The organism is Ovoidimarina sediminis, from assembly GCF_032586175.1.
GTDB classification, from domain to species: Bacteria; Pseudomonadota; Alphaproteobacteria; order Rhodobacterales; family Rhodobacteraceae; genus Ovoidimarina; species Ovoidimarina sediminis.
This window is the reverse complement of the sequence record NZ_JAWHTE010000027.1, coordinates 39,684-55,644: the sequence shown is the minus strand read 5'-3', so window position 1 is coordinate 55,644 and position 15,961 is coordinate 39,684. Positions and strand designations below refer to the sequence as shown.

The window sequence follows — 15,961 nt, the reverse complement described above, 5'->3', positions numbered from 1 at the left end:
CTTGCCGTGGTCAACATGGCCGATCGTGCCGATGTTCACATGCGGTTTGTTGCGTTCAAACTTTTCCTTCGCCATGGGGCGTCTGGCCTCGTCTCTTGGGGGGCCCGCCCGTGGGGGACATGGGCCCGGTTCGTATCGCGGCGGAGTTACTGATTCGACGGCCGGATTTCAAGGCTCAGTTGAGCGCCGGTGCCGTCTCCGTCGCCGACGTGTCACCGGCCTCGTCCTCCGGGGTCACCCGCGCCACCCCGGTGGCGGGATCGCGCTCGAATGGCGTGCGCGTCCGGCCTGCCTTGGGCGCGAACCAGGTGTCAGCATTCTGGGTCAGGATCTTCTCGACTTCCCGGGCGGCGTTGTACGCCAGGCCTTCGATCTGGTCTTCGCGGCTGCGCACGATCCCCCCGCCCACGAGCGGCCCCGCGGCGCTATCGAAGGCAGTGATGCGGATCGCCTCTTCGGTCAGCTTTTCCTGGGTCGCGTCGTCCCAGACGTTCATCGCGATCAGGAAGACCGATCGCGGCGCATAGACGATCGGCACCCCGGCACGGCCCAGCGAATAGGCCTCGATCCTGAGCCCGATATGGTAGAGCCCGTCGCCGTCATAGGGGCCAAGCCGTTCTTCCATCGCCGCGCGCAGCGCGCCCGTCAGCTCCTCTTCGGTGGCATCCCGCGATCCGGGGCTCTTCGTGATGTCGTTCGCCACCACGATGTTGAAGCCAAGCCGGAAATCCCCGATCGGGTCGGGCGACGGATCGACTTCGGGCCGCGCCCCGCAGGCCACGAGCGCCAGACAAAGGGCGCATGCAAGAAAACCGCGCCTGACCATCGGCTCAGCCTTCGTCCCGGGCCGGCAGATCGCCGAAGCCAGGGGGTTTGGGGAAGCCATGCGGCGGCTTCCGCCCGATCCCGCCCCGGCCCATCACCCAGGGGCTCATGTCGGGTTCGTGCCGGGTGCGCCCGCCGCCCATCGGCCAGGTCAGGCCACGTGCCAGATCGAAGGTGATCGCATCGGCAAGCCCGCCATCGATCTCGAGCTGCCCCTGCCGGTTGTGCACGCGCTTGTAGCGCTGGAACCGCACGCCCTTGCCCCGCGTCATCTCCGGCAGTTCCGCCGTCGGGAAGCACAGGAGGTTCGCGTTCTCGCTGACGACGGCCACATGATCGCCCTCCACCGGGCGGCAGACCTTCGCGCGTGCATCCTCCTTGAGGTTCAGCGCCTGCTTGCCCGAACGCGTCTGGGCCAGGATCTCGTCCTCCGGCACGACAAAGCCTTCGCCCGCCGTCGACGCGATCAGGCGCTTGCGCCCCGGAACGTGGACGAACAGCGTCACGATCTCCGCCTCGTTGGGCAGATCGACCATAAGACGCACCGGTTCCCCCATCCCGCGCCCGCCCGGCAGGTCGGAACCGCGCAGCGTGTAGAACCGCCCGTTCGCCCCGAACAGAAGGATCCGGTCGGTCGTTTCGGCGTGGAAGATGAACCGGCCCTTGTCGCCATCCCGGAACTTCAGTTCCTGGTCGAGCGCGATATGGCCCTTCATCGCACGGATCCATCCCATCTCGGAACAGACGACGGTGATCGGCTCTTTCTCGATCATCGCCTCGATCGGCACGTCCTCGATCTCGGTCGCCTCGGCGAAGGCCGTCAGGCGGTGGCCGCGCGGATGATCCTTGCCGAATTCCTTCTTTGTTTCGCGAAGTTGATCGGCGATCTTCGACCACTGCAGGTCTTCATCGGCCAGAAGATCCTCAAGCTCCGCCCGCTCCGCCAGAAGCGCGTCGTATTCCGACCGAAGCTCCATCTCCTCGAGCCGCCGCAAGGCCCTGAGGCGCATGTTCAGGATCGCCTCGGCCTGCACGTCGGTCAGTTCGCCCTCGCCCGGCGGCGGCGAGACATAGGCGGCCTCGTCGAGCGCGCGCGGCGGCACCTTCGACCAGTCCTGCCGCATCAGCGCGGCTTTCGGCTCCCCGTCGTAGCGGATGATCTCGATCACCCTGTCGAGGTTCAGAAACGCGGTGATGAACCCTTCAAGCACCTCGAGCCGGTGGTCGATCTTGCCAAGCCGGTGGCGCGAACGGCGCCCGAGAACCTCGCGACGGTGATCGAGGAAGGCCCGAAGTACCTCCTTCATCGAACAGACCTTCGGCGTCCGCCCGTCGATCAGCACGTTCATGTTAAGCGAGAACCGCGTCTCGAGATCCGAGTTCCGGAACAGGATGCCCATAAGAACCTCGGGATCGACGTTCTTCGAACGCGGCTCGAGGATCACCCGAACGTCATCGGCGCTTTCATCCCGCACATCCGTGAGGATCGGCACCTTCTTGGTCTGGATCAGCTCCGCGATCTTCTCGATCAGCTTCGATTTCTGCACCTGGTAGGGGATCTCGGTGACGACGATCTGCCACTGGCCACGCCCCAGATCCTCGACCTCCCACTTGGCGCGCAACCGGAAGGCGCCGCGGCCCGTGCGATAGGCTTCCGCGATCTGGTCGCGCGGCTCGACGATGATGCCGCCGGTCGGAAAATCCGGTCCCGGCACATAGTTCAGAAGCGTGTCGTCGCGCGCATCCGGCGTCTTGATCAGGTGCAGGCAGGCGTCGATCAGTTCCGCGATATTGTGCGGGGGGATGTTTGTCGCCATGCCGACCGCGATCCCCGAGGCCCCGTTGGCCAGGAGGTTCGGGAAGGTCGCGGGCAACACGACGGGTTCCTGCAAGCGCCCGTCGTAGTTGTCGCGGAAATCGACCGCATCCTCCTCAAGCCCGACGAGAAGCGCCTCTGCCGCCGATGTCATCCGCGCCTCGGTATAGCGCGAGGCCGCCGGCGCATCCCCGTCGATCGACCCGAAATTGCCCTGCCCGTCCACAAGCGGATAGCGGATCGTGAAATCCTGCGCGAGGCGCGCCATCGCATCATAAATCGCGCCGTCGCCATGGGGGTGGAAATCCCCCATCGTGTCGCCCGAAATCTTTGCCGATTTCAGGAAGCCCCCGGTCGACGACAGCCTCAGCCGGTTCATCACGTAAAGGATTCGCCGGTGCACCGGTTTCAGCCCGTCGCGCGCATCCGGCAGCGCACGGTGCATGATCGTCGACAGCGCGTAGGTCAGGTATCTGTCGCCGATCGCCCGGCGCAGCGGTTCCGAAACCGTCGGCTGGGGCAGATCCGCGTTATTTTCAGCATCGCTCATACAACATCTTGTAGATCGCAGGATTGGCCCCGGCAAGGCGACAATGGGCGGCTAAAATGAACTCTTTGACGGTACCCCGCGTTGAAACCGTGCTATTGTAACGCCACAGACAAACTTGGGGGTCTGCGAATGATACGATCGACGGCGAACGCGGCGGCAGCCGCGCTCATTGGTGCATGTCTCGGCGCGATTCTGCCGGCGGGCCCGGCATCGGCGCAGGAGACATCCGAATTCATCGCGAAGATGAAACGCAACTTCGGCACCGGCGCAGCGCCGATCGACGGGATCACCGAGGCCGAGGCGGTTCAGATCGCGCTGAACCGGGGCGCTGCGATCCGCATGGCGCGCGAGGAAGGCATCGCCCTGACCCCCGAGCAGGTTCGGACGGTCGGCCTCGAACCGCTCGAGCTTGCCGCGCTGGCGCCCCTTGCCGCCGCCCCGGCGCCCGAACCGGCACCGGCACCCGCACTGTCCAAACCCGATCCCGAGGCGGAAACGGTTGCCGCCGAAGCGGCACCGGCCGGGCCCCTCGTTCTGACGCCCGAGCAATCTCCGCGCCCCCGTGCCCGGCCGCTCACGCTTGCGGCGGTGGTCGCAGACACGCCTGCCCCGGACGATACCACCTCGATCTCCACCTCCGGCGAAACGCTCTTCTGGCGCGTTACGGCGGAGCGTGTGAACCTGCGCGCAGGCCCGGGTACGCAGCATGACGTCGTCACGCAGCTCGACAGTGACGACCAGGTGCTCGCCCTGTCCGATACCGCGGCGGACTGGATCGAGATCCAGCTACCGCGCGACGGCACGACGGCGTGGATATCCGCGCGCTTCCTCGCGCCCGCCGACGGCTGAGGCCAGTTTCCCATTGCCGCCCCTGCCGTGATTGCCTAGGCCCTGACCCGAGGCAACCCTGCGGCAATCGGCAATGGCGGAACGCACTCTTCTGATCACCGGATGCTCTTCGGGCATCGGCTATGACGCGGCCCATGGCATGCGAAAACGCGGCTGGCGCGTGTTCGCAAGCTGCCGCAAGCCGGAAGACTGCGCGCGTCTCGCGGCGGAAGGCTTCGAAAGCCCCCGCATCGACTACACCGACGAAGCGACGATCAGATCGGGGCTGGACGAGGTTCTTTCGGCGACAGGCGGCCGGCTCGATGCGCTTTTCAACAACGGCGCCTATGCGCTGCCGGGCGCCGTGGAAGATCTGCCAACGGCCGGATTGCGCGCGATCTTCGAAGCCAACCTCTTCGGCTGGCACAGTCTGACGCGCGCCGTCATCCCGGTGATGCGCCAACAGGGGCACGGGCGGATCGTTCAGAACTCCTCCATCCTCGGCTTCATCCCGCTTTACTGGCGCGGCGCCTACGTGGCGACGAAACACGCGCTGGAGGGCCTCAGCGATGTCCTCCGGCTCGAGATGAGCGGCACAGGCATCCATGTCATCCTGATCGAACCGGGGCCGATCACCTCGCGCATTCGCGAAAACGCGGTCGGCCATTTCGAAAGCTGGATCGACTGGAAGGCCTCGCCCCGTGCCGCGGAATACGAAAAAACCCTTCTGAAGCGCCTCTACGACAGCACGGGCGGGAAGGATGCGTTCGAACTTCCCGCCTCCGCGGTCACGGCAAAGCTTGCCCATGCGCTGGAACATCCCCGGCCCCGCCCCCGTTACTATGTCACGACGCCCACCTATCTAATGGGGGGGCTGAAACGCATCCTGCCCACCCGGGGGCTTGATACGATCATCCGGCGTGGCAAGTGACCGCGCACCCCTTGTCTTTGAGACGCGCCCGCTAAGTTCCGGGGCCGTGAAGGAGAAATCGAATGCTGTCCGATCCGCTGCTTGTCGTCGTCATCATCGCCGCGCTCGCCGTCCTCGCCATCCTGATGACGGGCATCGGCGGCTTCGCGAAGGGCGGCGAATTCAACCGCCGCAACGCCAACAGGCTGATGCGCTGGCGGATCATCGCACAGGCGGTGGCAGTCGTTCTGATTCTCATCTATGTCGCCGTGCGCGGCGCAGGGAGTTAGCGGGGCCATGGTTGTACTGAACAAGATCTACACGAAGACGGGCGACGACGGGGAAACCGCGCTTGGAAACGGCGCGCGCGTGGCCAAGCACTCGATGCGCGTCACCGCCTACGGCACGGTCGACGAAGCCAACGCAACGCTGGGGCTTGCCCGCCTTCACGCCGAAGGCACGCTCGACGAACGCCTTGCCATGATCCAGAACGACCTGTTCGATCTCGGCGCCGATCTCTGCCGCCCGGATATGGAGCTTGATGCAGAAGCCGAATATCCCCCGCTCCGGATGACGGAAGGACAGGTGAAGCGGCTCGAATCCGAGATCGACGAAATGAACGCGGGGCTCGAACCCTTGCGCTCCTTCATCCTGCCCGGCGGATCGGCCCTCGCGGCCTATCTCCACCTCTGCCGCACGGTGTCGCGCCGGGCCGAGCGGGAGACGGTGGAACTCGCCACCATGGAAGCCGTGAACCCCTCTGCCGTCAAATATCTCAATCGCCTCTCCGACTGGTTTTTCGTCGCGGCTCGCATCGCAAACGACAACGGCAAGGCCGATGTTTTGTGGATTCCGGGGGCGAACCGCTGAAGGCGGCGGGGGTGCCGGTGGCACACCAGGCCCCCGGAAGGGCGAACCGCTGAAACCCGCAGGGCCCCGCGCGGATGACCTCGCGTTCACGTGACCCTTCCCTGTTTTGCAGCGCGCGCCCGACGGTGTAGCATCGGGTGAACGTAGCGATTGACGAGGTCTGCCATGCTCGCCCGTGTGCCCCCGGTCTACACCCGCCCCGAATACATCTCCGATGCGGTCATCCACGTCTCCGGCATCGCCCTCGCCCTCATCGGGGCGCCGATCCTCGTCACCCTTGCCGCGGTCTGGATCGGCGATAGCGGGATCGTGACGGCCATGGCCGTCTATGCCGTCTCCCTCGTCGGCATGCTCACCTGCTCCGCGCTTTACAACATGATCACACGGCAGGATTGGAACGATACGCTCCGGCGCATCGATCAGTCGGCGATTTATCTCAAGATCGCAGGCACCTACACGCCGTTCATCGCGCTGACCGGCGCGCAGGCCGGATGGCTTCTGGCCGGCATCTGGGGCATGGCCATCGCGGGTGCCTCGATGATCCTTTTCGCGCGCGGCCGCGTGCGCGTCGCCTCGATCGCTCTCTACCTCGGGCTCGGCTGGGCGGGGATCGTCGGCGGCGCGGATTTCCTGGGCCAGCTCAGCACGCCCGCCTTCATTCTCCTCCTCGTTGGCGGCAGCCTCTACACTGCCGGCGTCGCGTTCCTCTTGTGGGAACGCCTGCCCTTCCACAACACGATCTGGCACGTCTTCGTGCTGGCCGCGACGGCCGTCTGCTACAGCGCGCTTCTTGTCGAACTCGTGCGCCGCAGCGGCATGATGACCGCCGCCACCTAGCCGGGTTGCACCCCCCACAAGTAACCATATAGTTACAACCGGACGATCCGGAAACTTGTAACGCGGCGTCCTTGGGCCAAAGCGCGTCGATTTTGCACTGTTTTCCGGCTTCGGAGCGGGCTACACCGCTGCCGATCGAAGATGAACGGCCGCGATTGAGGCGGCCCGAACCGAGGGGAATGATGCATGAAGGTCCTGGTGCCTGTTAAGCGCGTCATCGACTACAACGTGAAGGTCCGCGTGAAGGCGGATGGCAGCGGGGTCGATCTGGCGAATGTGAAGATGTCGATGAACCCATTCGACGAAATCGCTGTCGAAGAGGCGATCCGTCTGCGCGAAGCGGGCAAGGCCGAAGAGGTTATCGCCGTTTCCATCGGCGTGAAGCAGGCGCAGGAAACCCTTCGCACGGCGCTCGCCATGGGGGCGGATCGGGCGATCCTGATCGTCGCCGCCGATGACGTGCACACCGATATCGAACCCCTCGCGGTCGCGAAGCTTCTGAAGGCCGTGATCGACGAGGAACAGCCGGGCCTCGTTCTCGCCGGCAAGCAGGCCATCGACAACGACATGAACGCCACCGGCCAGATGCTTGCCGCGCTGACCGGCTGGGCCCAGGCCACCTTCGCCTCGAAAATCGACATCGACGGCGACAGCGCCAACGTGACACGCGAGGTCGATGGCGGCCTGCAGACGATCAAGGTCAAGATGCCCGCCATCGTGACCGTCGATCTGCGGCTGAACGAGCCGCGCTATGCCTCGCTTCCCAACATCATGAAGGCGAAGAAGAAGCCGCTCGACGAAAAGACGCCCGCCGATTACGGCGTCGACGTCACGCCGCGCCTTCAGATCCTGAAGACCGAAGAACCTGCCGCCCGCGCCGCCGGCGTGATCGTGGGGTCGGTCGACGAACTCGTAACCAAACTCAAAGACGAAGCGGGGGTGATCTGATGGCTGTCCTTCTTCTTGCCGAAGTCTCCGATGGAGAGCTGAACCTCGACGCCACCGCAAAGGCCGTGACGGCCGCTGCCGCGCTCGGGGACGTGACCGTGCTGGCCGCAGGCGCTTCCGCCGCCGCGGCAGGCGAAGCGGCCGCGAAGATCGACGGTGTGGCACGGGTGCTCGTCGCTGAAGATCCTTCGCTGGGCCACCGGCTGGCAGAGCCGACGGCGGCGCTCATCGCGTCCCTCGCCGGCGATTACGAGCATGTGATCGCCCCCGCCACCACCGACGCCAAGAACGTGCTGCCCCGCGTCGCGGCGCTTCTCGACGTCATGGTGATTTCCGATGTCTCGGGCGTCATCGACGGCAACACCTTCGAACGCCCGATCTACGCCGGCAATGCGATCCAGACGGTGCAGTCCTCGGATGCGACCAAGGTCGTTTCGATCCGGACGTCGACCTTCGAGGCTGCGGGCACCTCGGGCAGCGCGCCCGTCAAAACCATCTCCGCGGCTGAAAACCCGGGCCTGAGCGAATGGGTCGAAGACAAGGTGGCCGAAAGCGACCGGCCCGAACTGACCTCTGCGGGGATCGTCGTCTCGGGCGGCCGCGGTGTGGGTTCGGAAGAGGATTTCGCCCTGATCGAAAAGCTGGCCGACAAGCTTGGCGCCGCTGTGGGCGCATCGCGCGCCGCGGTCGACTCCGGCTATGCCCCGAACGACTGGCAGGTCGGGCAGACCGGCAAGGTCGTGGCCCCCGAGCTTTATGTGGCCGTCGGCATCTCCGGCGCGATCCAGCATCTCGCGGGCATGAAGGACTCGAAGGTCATCGTCGCGATCAACAAGGATGAAGAGGCCCCGATCTTCCAGGTCGCCGATTACGGGCTCGTGGCCGATCTCTTCGCGGCTGTTCCCGAAATGATCGAAAAGCTCTGACGCCTCACAGAATGAAACGATGAACGGGCCCGCCGGCAGATCACCGGCGGGCCCGCTTCCGTTCAGACCGCCGGGGCAAGTGCGGGGGAAAGAACCCCGGCGATCTGACGGTGCACGTCCGGCCCGGGAAGCTCGGACGCGGCAAGCCGTTCGACATCGGCATAGATCATCCCCGGCGCTGGCATGTCCGATCGCGGCGGGCGCTCCACCGTCACCACACCGGCCAAGACCGGGCGCAGGTCGTCGATCATGCTTTCGGTGATGAAAAGCGGATCGGGCGCGGTCGGGATCGGCATTTCCGCCTGATCGGGCCGCGGCCTGATCCACAGAAGCGTGACGGGGACATCGACCCCCTCGATCAGCGTCCGCATCCGCGCAAGCCACGCCGCCTCAAGCTCGGCCACGACCTGCACGAAGCGCACCGCATCGATCTCGCGCAGAACGCAAAGCAGGTGCCGCACGAAATGGATCTCGGTCAGATCCGCCTCGGGATACAGCGTTCTGAGTTGCTGGGTCGACGAAATCACCCGGTCGTTCCGCCGCAAATGCACCGAATACAGCCGGTTCGACAGCATATGCGCGCCCGGCACTTCGACGATGCATCCCTTCGCGTTCCGGCAAAGCTCAAGTACCGTGGGATCCTCGACGAAAGTGTCGAGCCCGGCATTGACACGGCCAAGGTTCACAACCGCATGCTCAAGCCGTCCGGCCAGAAGATCGGGGAACGGCCGTTCGATGAATTTGCCGTAGGTAACGGTTCCACCCAGACAAACGTAGTACGGCGGGCTCAGCGGCACCCGCGGGCCACGAAAGCGAAGTTTCGACGTCCCGTATTGGCATGGACTATAGTCCAAAGCCCCGTCGGACAGGCGCAAAAACGCCATCACGACCCCCTTCATCCACTTACCCTCAGCTCTCACTGTGGACGAAGAATCTTTCCATTCTCCTAAGTTTCGCCTGTGACGGTGCGGCCCCTTGCGCCCGCTCTGGCGCGGTGCATAAAGTCGCGCCGGATCACAAGAAGGAAACGCCATGGATATCCAGTCGGTCGGTGTGGTCGGCGCGGGCCAGATGGGCAGCGGAATCGCCCATGTCTTCGCCGTTGCGGGCTATGATGTCCTGATGACCGATATCAGCCGCGAAAGCCTCGCAAACGCCGGCGCGGTGATCGAGGCCAATCTGGGCCGCCAGCTTGCCCGCGGAAAGATCGACGAGGCCACCAGGGACGCGGCGCTGAAGCGTATATCGACGACGATGACGCTGTCGGATCTGGGCAAGACCGACCTCATCATCGAGGCCGCGACGGAACGCGAAACCGTCAAGGTTGCGATCTTCGAAGATCTGGTGCCGCATCTGAAGCCCGAGACGATCCTGACCTCGAACACCTCTTCGATCTCGATCACCCGGCTGGCCAGCCGCACCGACAGGCCCGAGAAATTCATGGGCTTTCACTTCATGAATCCGGTGCCGGTGATGCAGCTCGTGGAACTGATCCGCGGCATCGCCACGGATGACGAGACCTATAAGGCCCTGAAGGAAGTGGTTGAGAAGCTGGGCAAGACGGCCGCTTCGGCCGAGGATTTTCCCGCCTTCATCGTCAACCGCATCCTGATGCCGATGATCAACGAAGCGGTCTATACGCTTTACGAAGGCGTGGGCTCCGTCTCCTCGATCGACAGCGCGATGAAGCTGGGCACCAACCATCCGATGGGGCCGCTCGAACTTGCCGATTTCATCGGGCTCGACACCTGCCTTGCGATCATGAACGTGCTTCATGACGGGCTGGCCGATACGAAATACCGCCCCTGCCCGCTTCTCACGAAATACGTCGAGGCCGGCTGGCTCGGCCGGAAAACCCAGCGCGGGTTCTACGATTATCGCGGGGAAACCCCGGTTCCCACCCGCTGAGGCCCGATCAGCCTTCGTCGGGAAGGCCCAACGTCCGCTCTCTCAGCCAGGCCATGAAACCGCGCGGGTTGCCCGACCAGGCCCGGATCTCGGCATCGGTCAGCGGGTGGCCGACGAAGGGGCGCTGCGGCCGGTTCAGCGCGTGGCACACCTCGTGCAGCAAAAGCCCCTGGCGCAGCACCGCCGACACCTGGTTCGCGATCTGGTAGGCGCGGCTGTTGCGGCCGGGGAACCGGATCGGCACCACCTGCGCGCCGGAACGGTGGATCATCTTCGCGGTGAACGGGTTCCACTCCCGCTCGATCGCCGGGCCGAACCACGTATCGGACGAGGCCACCACGCCCGACGGAAACAGAACGATCGCGCCCCCGTCTCCCAGATGGGCCATCGCCTTCTTGCGCATCTCGAGGTTCTGCTGCAGCGCATCTTCCTCATGCGCGAACGGCACCGGCAGCATGAATTCGTCGATTTCGCCCACGCCCGTCAGAAGCGACCGGGTCAGGATCTTGTAGTCGGTCCGCACCCGCCCCACGAGTTCGCCCAGAACCATCCCGTCGACCAGGCCGTGCGGATGGTTCGCGGTGATGATCAGCGGGCCGGTGGCCGGGATCCGCGCGATCTCGTCGTCCGGCGTCTCCAGCGTGATGCCCATGACATCCAGCGCCTGTGCCCAGAATGGCTGGCCATAGGGCACGCCCATCGCCTCGAATTTCCGGATCAGCCGCAGAAGCCTTACCTTGCCGGTCAGAAGCTCCATCGCCTGGATGGCGAACCGCTGTGCCGGATGATCGAAGGTCGTGGCGTAGGAAAGCCGCCGCCGGTCATAGGGCTGATCCGACAGATTCGTGCCGTCCCCCTGCCCCAGAAGCATGCGGGTTTGACGCTGCGGCTCTGCGGCAGTGCGCCCGGCGCGCCTGACATGCGCCGTCCGAAGTCCGGTACTGTCCACCAAGGTCGGTTGGCCTCCCTTCGACCAGCGCCCTACATTTCCTCACCGAAACGGTTCGCCACCAATGCTTCCAGTGCATCGGCAAGCTCTTCCGCCTGCAGTCCGCTTGTTTCTATAGTGATTGACGTGCCCTTGGAAGCGGCAAGCATCAAAAGCCCCATGATACTGTCGCCAGAGGCGGAGATTCCGTCCTTCGACACCTCGGCAGAGGCGTCGAACTCCTCCACGACCTCGACGAGCCGGGCCGAGGCGCGGGCGTGAAGCCCCTTTTCGTTGACGATCTGAAGCGTTCGCTGCGTGCCGTGTCCCATGGGTTCAGTCCTCGGGTCCATCGAAACTGTCGATATACTTGCGCCCGGCGGCCAAAGCGGCCTCGACGGCCGCCGCAAGCGGTTTGTGACGGCTCTTCGCCAGTTTGATCAGCATCGGAAGATTGGCGCCGTAAAGGATTTTTCGGTCCTGCGGGCGGCACGCAAGAAGCGACAGGTTGGAGGGCGAGCCCCCGAACATGTCGGTCACGACGACCACCCCGGCCCCTTCGTCCACGGCATCCGCGGCGTCGCAGATCTCAAGTTGTTTCTGCGTACGGTCGTCTTCAGGCTCGATCGATATCGCGACGATGCCGGGCTGCCGCCCCACCACATGTTCGACCGCGGCGCGATATTCCTTCGCCAGCCCCCCATGCGCCACGATCACGATGCCGATCACCCCGGCCACCCCTTCCGCAACATCAGGACCGTCCCCTGTCCTGCTCCCGGTGCTGAATTGACACCCGCCATCCTGCTTCCGCAAGGGTCTTGGCCAGTTTTTCCGCAACGGCAACCGATCGGTGACGGCCGCCCGTGCACCCGAACCCGATGGTAAAGCTCGTCTTTCCCTCGGTGATGTAGGCCGGAAGCAGCGACAGAATAAGATCCGTCACCCGCGCGAAGAAGGCCGCGAAGTTCGGATCCGCCTCGACGAAACCGGCCACCTTCGGGTCGCGTCCGTCCAGCGGACGCAAGGCCTCGTCCCAGTGTGGATTGGCCAGGAACCGCACGTCGAACACGGTGTCGAGGTCCTGCGGCAACCCGCGTTTGAAGGAAAAACTCGTCACGGTGATCTGCAGGCCCGGTCCATCCTCCAGTGCGAAGAACCGCGTCAGCGCCGCGCGAAGCTCATGGGGCGACAGATCCGACGTGTCGATCAGCACATCCGCCTGCTCGGCGATGGGCCGCAAAAGCGCCCGCTCCTCCTCCACCGCCGTGGCGATCGGCATCTCGGGCGCGAATGGATGGCGGCGCCGGGTTTCCGAAAACCTTCGAACCAGCTGATCCGGGCGGCAATCGAGGTAAAGAAGCTTCGCGCTATAGGTCCCGTCCCCGCGAAGCCGCGCCAGCACGTCCAGAAGCTCGGGCACCCCGAAATCGCGGTTGCGCGTGTCGAGGCCAAGGGCCAGCGGCCCCGCCGCGGGCCGCCCGTCAAGAAGCCGGGGCACCAGCGACAGGGGCATGTTGTCGATGGCCTCGAACCCGAAATCCTCAAGCGCCCTGGTCGCGGTCGAGCGCCCCGCCCCGGAAGGGCCGGTCACGAGAACGATGGGGGGTGGCGACGCGATGTCCTGGGTCATGGCTCAAGCCTTCCCGACCGGAGATAAACCAGAAGCGCCGCCGGGAAACTCCCGGTCTCCACCTTGTGAAGATATGGGACTTCCGCGCCACAGAGCCTGATCCGGCGGGCCTCGGGTACCCGCTCCGTTTCGGTCCGGTCAAGATCGACCACGGCCGCCACCCGGGCGGGGCCCGCCTCCGGCAGCTTCAGAATGCCGATCCCCCGCGCCTCTATCATCCCCGCAATGGCGGGCGGGGCCGAGGCCAGGGGCGGCCCCTCGGGCGATGGTGTCAGGATCGTCCGGTCGTCCGATACAAGCCCCGCACCGAGGGCAATCATCTGAAGGGCAAGGGTCGACTTCCCGCTGCCGGACACACCCGCGATCAGCATGGCGCGGCCGTCCACGCTCACCGTCGTGGCATGCGCAATACCGCCGTCATCGGCACAGGCGTCGAGGTTACTGGGGGGCTCGCACGTCCGACCCATCGGGTCAGACCGGCAGGCCGACGACGAACCGGGCGCCCAGAGGTTCCGAAGTCGCGTCGGCATCGGTGGGCCGGATGTTTTCCGCCCAGATCACGCCGCCATGGGCCTCGACGATCTGTTTCGAGATCGCAAGCCCGAGGCCCGAGTTGTTGCCGAAGTGGTTCGCCGGCCGCTCGGAATAGAACCGGTTGAACACCTTCGTCAGCGCGCTTTCGGGGATGCCGGGGCCGGTATCCTCGACGACAACCAGCACCCGGTTGTCGCGCTTCCGCGCCCAGACCCGGATCGCATCGCCATCCTCGCAGAACGAGATCGCGTTGGTGATCAGGTTGACGAAAACCTGCGCAAGGCGGCTTTCCAGCCCGTCGATCACGATCGGTTCGGCCGGCAGATCGGTGATGAACTCGATCCCCTTGCCCTTCGCTTCCGCGCCGAGGTGATCGCTGAGGCCCCGGATCATCTTGATCAGGTTGAAGGTCTCTTCCTCTTCCTTCACCAGCTCGGAATCGAGCCGCGATGCGTTGGAAATGTCAGAGACAAGACGGTCGAGCCGCCGCACGTCATGCTCGATCACATCAAGCAGCTTCGACCGCTGCTCGTCCTTCTTGATCACCCTCAGCGTGCCGATCGCCGAACGCAGCGAGGCAAGCGGGTTCTTGATCTCGTGGGCCACGTCCGCGGCGAACTGCTCGTTGGCGTCGATCCGGTCGTAAAGCGCGGCCACCATGCCCCGCAACGCGCCCGACAGCCGCCCGATCTCGTCGGGCCGCGCGGTCAGGTCGGGAATACGCACCCGCGCCGGGCTCAGCTTGCGCGAATTCCGGTCGCGCCCGATCTCCGCCGCGGCGGCAAGATCGGACAGGGGGTTCGCAATGGTCGAGGCCAGAACAAGCGACAGGCCGATCGACACCAGGATCGCGATCACGAACATCTGCAGCACCTGCTCGCGCTCGTTCCGCACCAGTTCATCGATCTCACCCGCCGCAGATGTCAGCGCGACGACGCCCACCGCCTCGCCATCGACGACGATGGGGGTGGCCACGGAGAAGATCGTGTTGCCGCTGCTGTCCAGGCCGGTCTTGACCCGCGTGCGCCCTTCAAGCGCCGAATTCACGAGGGCGCGCGCCTGCACCTCCCCCGCCACGCCATCCGGGCCATCGCCGATCTCGGGCGAGAAGACGGCGGAAAGCGATTCCCAGACGCCGTTCAGGAAATCCGTGATGAGCGTGGTTCGGTCATCGCGCTGAAGCCCTGCCACGGGTGGAAGGTCGCTTCTTTGCTGCCCGGCGGTCGTGGCCACCATCGCCCCGTCGGGGGCGAAGACGAACACGTCGATCGGGTTTGTCAGGTCGAGCCCGCGCAATGTCTCGCGCGGATCGAATTGCGGGGCGGTGGCAGCCGCGTCGCCGCGTATCCGCAGCTGCACCTCGTAAACCTCGGCGATGAGCTCCGCCTCGGAAACGAGCGCCCGCTCTCTCTGGAACACCAGGCTGTCCCTGAACGGGTTCAGGAACAGAACGCCGGCCACCAGAACCAGGATGGCGAGCAGGTTGAACGTGATGATCTTCCGCGCAAGCGGAGACCGGTTGATCGAGATCAGGCCGCGCTTTTCCCGCTTGGCCCGAAGCTCGCTTTCAACCCTAGCGTCAGGGCCAACCCAATCCTCTCCAAGAACAACGTCGGGTCGTTTTTTCGACGGCTTGAGAGGTTCGGCGCCCACCACGTCTATGCCTGACGCCTTGTTCATCTACTCTTCGTTGTATCGGTACCCGATACCATAGAGCGTCTCGATCGCGCCGAATTCCGGATCGACCATGCGCATCTTCTTGCGCAGACGCTTGATGTGGCTGTCGATCGTGCGGTCGTCGACATAGACCTGATCGTCATAGGCCACGTCCATCAGCTGATCGCGCGACTTCACGAAGCCGGGGCGTTGCGCCAGCGCCTGAAGAAGCAGGAACTCCGTCACCGTCAGCGATACGTCCTGGCCCTTCCACGAAACCGAATGACGCAGCGGGTCCATCGAAAGTTCGCCCCGAACCATGATCTGGCCCTGCTCGCCCTCGCCCAGCGCATCGCCTTCCATCACTTCCTGACGGCGCAGAAGCGCGCGGATCCGTTCCACCAGCAGGCGCTGCGAGAACGGCTTCTTGACGTAATCGTCCGCGCCCATGCGCAGGCCCAGAACCTCGTCGATCTCGTCATCCTTGGAGGTCAGGAAGATCACCGGCATCGCGGTTTTCTGGCGCACGCGCTGCAACAGGTCCATCCCGTCCATGCGCGGCATCTTGATGTCGAAGACGGCCATATCCGGCAGTTTCTTGTTGAACGCGTCCAGCGCGGCCTGCCCGTCATTGTAAGTTTCTACCTCGAAGCCTTCCGCTTCGAGCGTCATGGATACAGACGTCAGGATGTTCCTGTCGTCGTCAACCAGTGCAATCCTCGACATGTGGAGGTTCCTTGTCCTGCTCTGTGTGCCTCGTTGTTTTGCGGCATCTTTCCCCCAAGGCGGCACAGA

General features: G+C 64.7%; 18 protein-coding genes. 8 read left to right on the top strand and 10 right to left on the bottom strand.

All coding sequences use genetic code 11. The features are described from left to right. Positions 1 to 175: 175 nt before the first annotated feature. Positions 176 to 826: a hypothetical protein gene (locus RXV90_RS21820; protein WP_316651791.1), complete on the bottom strand. Its 651-nt coding sequence runs from the start codon at positions 824 to 826 to the stop codon at positions 176 to 178. A 4-nt stretch (positions 827 to 830) separates the two neighbouring features. Continuing rightward, positions 831 to 3,191, bottom strand: a complete 2,361-nt coding sequence (locus tag RXV90_RS21815) for a DNA topoisomerase IV subunit A (RefSeq protein ID WP_316651789.1) — start codon at positions 3,189 to 3,191, stop codon at positions 831 to 833. 129 nt (positions 3,192 to 3,320) lie between these two features. On the opposite strand from RXV90_RS21815, the gene RXV90_RS21810 reads away from it, so the two are divergent. The 7 genes from RXV90_RS21810 to RXV90_RS21780 all read left to right on the top strand — a co-directional run bounded on the left by RXV90_RS21810 (position 3,321) and on the right by RXV90_RS21780 (position 8,510). Continuing rightward, on the top strand, positions 3,321 to 4,040 hold the full coding sequence (locus tag RXV90_RS21810; RefSeq protein ID WP_316651787.1) for an SH3 domain-containing protein: 720 nt from the start codon (positions 3,321 to 3,323) through the stop codon (positions 4,038 to 4,040). 73 nt (positions 4,041 to 4,113) lie between these two features. After that, positions 4,114 to 4,950 carry an SDR family NAD(P)-dependent oxidoreductase gene (locus RXV90_RS21805; protein ID WP_316651786.1) on the top strand — a complete coding sequence of 279 codons (837 nt, stop codon included), beginning with the start codon at positions 4,114 to 4,116 and terminating at the stop codon, positions 4,948 to 4,950. 62 nt (positions 4,951 to 5,012) lie between these two features. After that, the gene (locus RXV90_RS21800) at positions 5,013 to 5,219 is read left to right on the top strand and encodes a twin transmembrane helix small protein (protein WP_316651784.1); all 207 of its coding nucleotides are present in this window, start codon (positions 5,013 to 5,015) and stop codon (positions 5,217 to 5,219) included. 7 nt (positions 5,220 to 5,226) lie between these two features. Then, complete coding sequence (locus tag RXV90_RS21795) at positions 5,227 to 5,799, top strand: cob(I)yrinic acid a,c-diamide adenosyltransferase (RefSeq protein ID WP_316651782.1); 573 nt, start codon at positions 5,227 to 5,229, stop codon at positions 5,797 to 5,799. A gap of 165 nt (positions 5,800 to 5,964) precedes the next feature. After that, complete coding sequence (gene trhA / locus RXV90_RS21790; RefSeq protein WP_316651779.1) at positions 5,965 to 6,636, top strand: PAQR family membrane homeostasis protein TrhA; 672 nt, start codon at positions 5,965 to 5,967, stop codon at positions 6,634 to 6,636. A 186-nt stretch (positions 6,637 to 6,822) separates the two neighbouring features. Continuing rightward, positions 6,823 to 7,584: an electron transfer flavoprotein subunit beta/FixA family protein gene (locus RXV90_RS21785; RefSeq protein WP_316651777.1), complete on the top strand. Its 762-nt coding sequence runs from the start codon at positions 6,823 to 6,825 to the stop codon at positions 7,582 to 7,584. Then, a complete protein-coding gene (locus tag RXV90_RS21780) occupies positions 7,584 to 8,510 on the top strand; it encodes an electron transfer flavoprotein subunit alpha/FixB family protein (protein WP_316651774.1) in 927 nt (308 codons plus the stop codon). The genes RXV90_RS21785 and RXV90_RS21780 overlap by 1 nt, the downstream gene beginning before the upstream one ends. Before the next feature lie 62 nt (positions 8,511 to 8,572). On the opposite strand, the gene RXV90_RS21775 is transcribed toward RXV90_RS21780, so the two are convergent. Beyond that, the gene (locus RXV90_RS21775; RefSeq protein WP_316651772.1) at positions 8,573 to 9,394 is read right to left on the bottom strand and encodes a DUF6473 family protein; all 822 of its coding nucleotides are present in this window, start codon (positions 9,392 to 9,394) and stop codon (positions 8,573 to 8,575) included. 148 nt (positions 9,395 to 9,542) lie between these two features. Between RXV90_RS21775 and RXV90_RS21770 the strand changes: the two genes are divergently transcribed. Further along, positions 9,543 to 10,418, top strand: coding sequence for a 3-hydroxybutyryl-CoA dehydrogenase (locus RXV90_RS21770; protein ID WP_316651770.1), 876 nt, complete (start codon positions 9,543 to 9,545; stop codon positions 10,416 to 10,418). Between the two features lie 7 nt (positions 10,419 to 10,425). Here RXV90_RS21770 and RXV90_RS21765 read toward each other — a convergent pair whose 3' ends face one another. The 7 genes from RXV90_RS21765 to RXV90_RS21735 all read right to left on the bottom strand — a co-directional run bounded on the left by RXV90_RS21765 (position 10,426) and on the right by RXV90_RS21735 (position 15,892). Beyond that, the gene (locus RXV90_RS21765) at positions 10,426 to 11,289 is read right to left on the bottom strand and encodes a lysophospholipid acyltransferase family protein (protein ID WP_316651795.1); all 864 of its coding nucleotides are present in this window, start codon (positions 11,287 to 11,289) and stop codon (positions 10,426 to 10,428) included. A 110-nt stretch (positions 11,290 to 11,399) separates the two neighbouring features. Then, the gene (locus RXV90_RS21760) at positions 11,400 to 11,678 is read right to left on the bottom strand and encodes an HPr family phosphocarrier protein (protein WP_316651768.1); all 279 of its coding nucleotides are present in this window, start codon (positions 11,676 to 11,678) and stop codon (positions 11,400 to 11,402) included. A 4-nt stretch (positions 11,679 to 11,682) separates the two neighbouring features. Next, positions 11,683 to 12,075 (bottom strand): PTS sugar transporter subunit IIA, encoded by a 393-nt coding sequence (locus RXV90_RS21755; RefSeq protein ID WP_316651793.1) that lies wholly within the window; start codon positions 12,073 to 12,075, stop codon positions 11,683 to 11,685. A 22-nt stretch (positions 12,076 to 12,097) separates the two neighbouring features. After that, positions 12,098 to 12,976, bottom strand: coding sequence for an RNase adapter RapZ (rapZ, locus tag RXV90_RS21750; RefSeq protein ID WP_316651766.1), 879 nt, complete (start codon positions 12,974 to 12,976; stop codon positions 12,098 to 12,100). Continuing rightward, positions 12,973 to 13,443 carry an HPr kinase/phosphorylase gene (locus tag RXV90_RS21745; RefSeq protein ID WP_316651764.1) on the bottom strand — a complete coding sequence of 157 codons (471 nt, stop codon included), beginning with the start codon at positions 13,441 to 13,443 and terminating at the stop codon, positions 12,973 to 12,975. The genes rapZ and RXV90_RS21745 overlap by 4 nt, the downstream gene beginning before the upstream one ends. Positions 13,444 to 13,447: 4 nt before the next feature. Next, positions 13,448 to 15,190, bottom strand: coding sequence for a sensor histidine kinase (locus RXV90_RS21740; protein ID WP_316651762.1), 1,743 nt, complete (start codon positions 15,188 to 15,190; stop codon positions 13,448 to 13,450). Continuing rightward, positions 15,191 to 15,892, bottom strand: a complete 702-nt coding sequence (locus tag RXV90_RS21735) for a response regulator transcription factor (protein ID WP_316651760.1) — start codon at positions 15,890 to 15,892, stop codon at positions 15,191 to 15,193. It abuts the gene before it with no gap. Between the last annotated feature and the right edge of the window lie 69 nt (positions 15,893 to 15,961).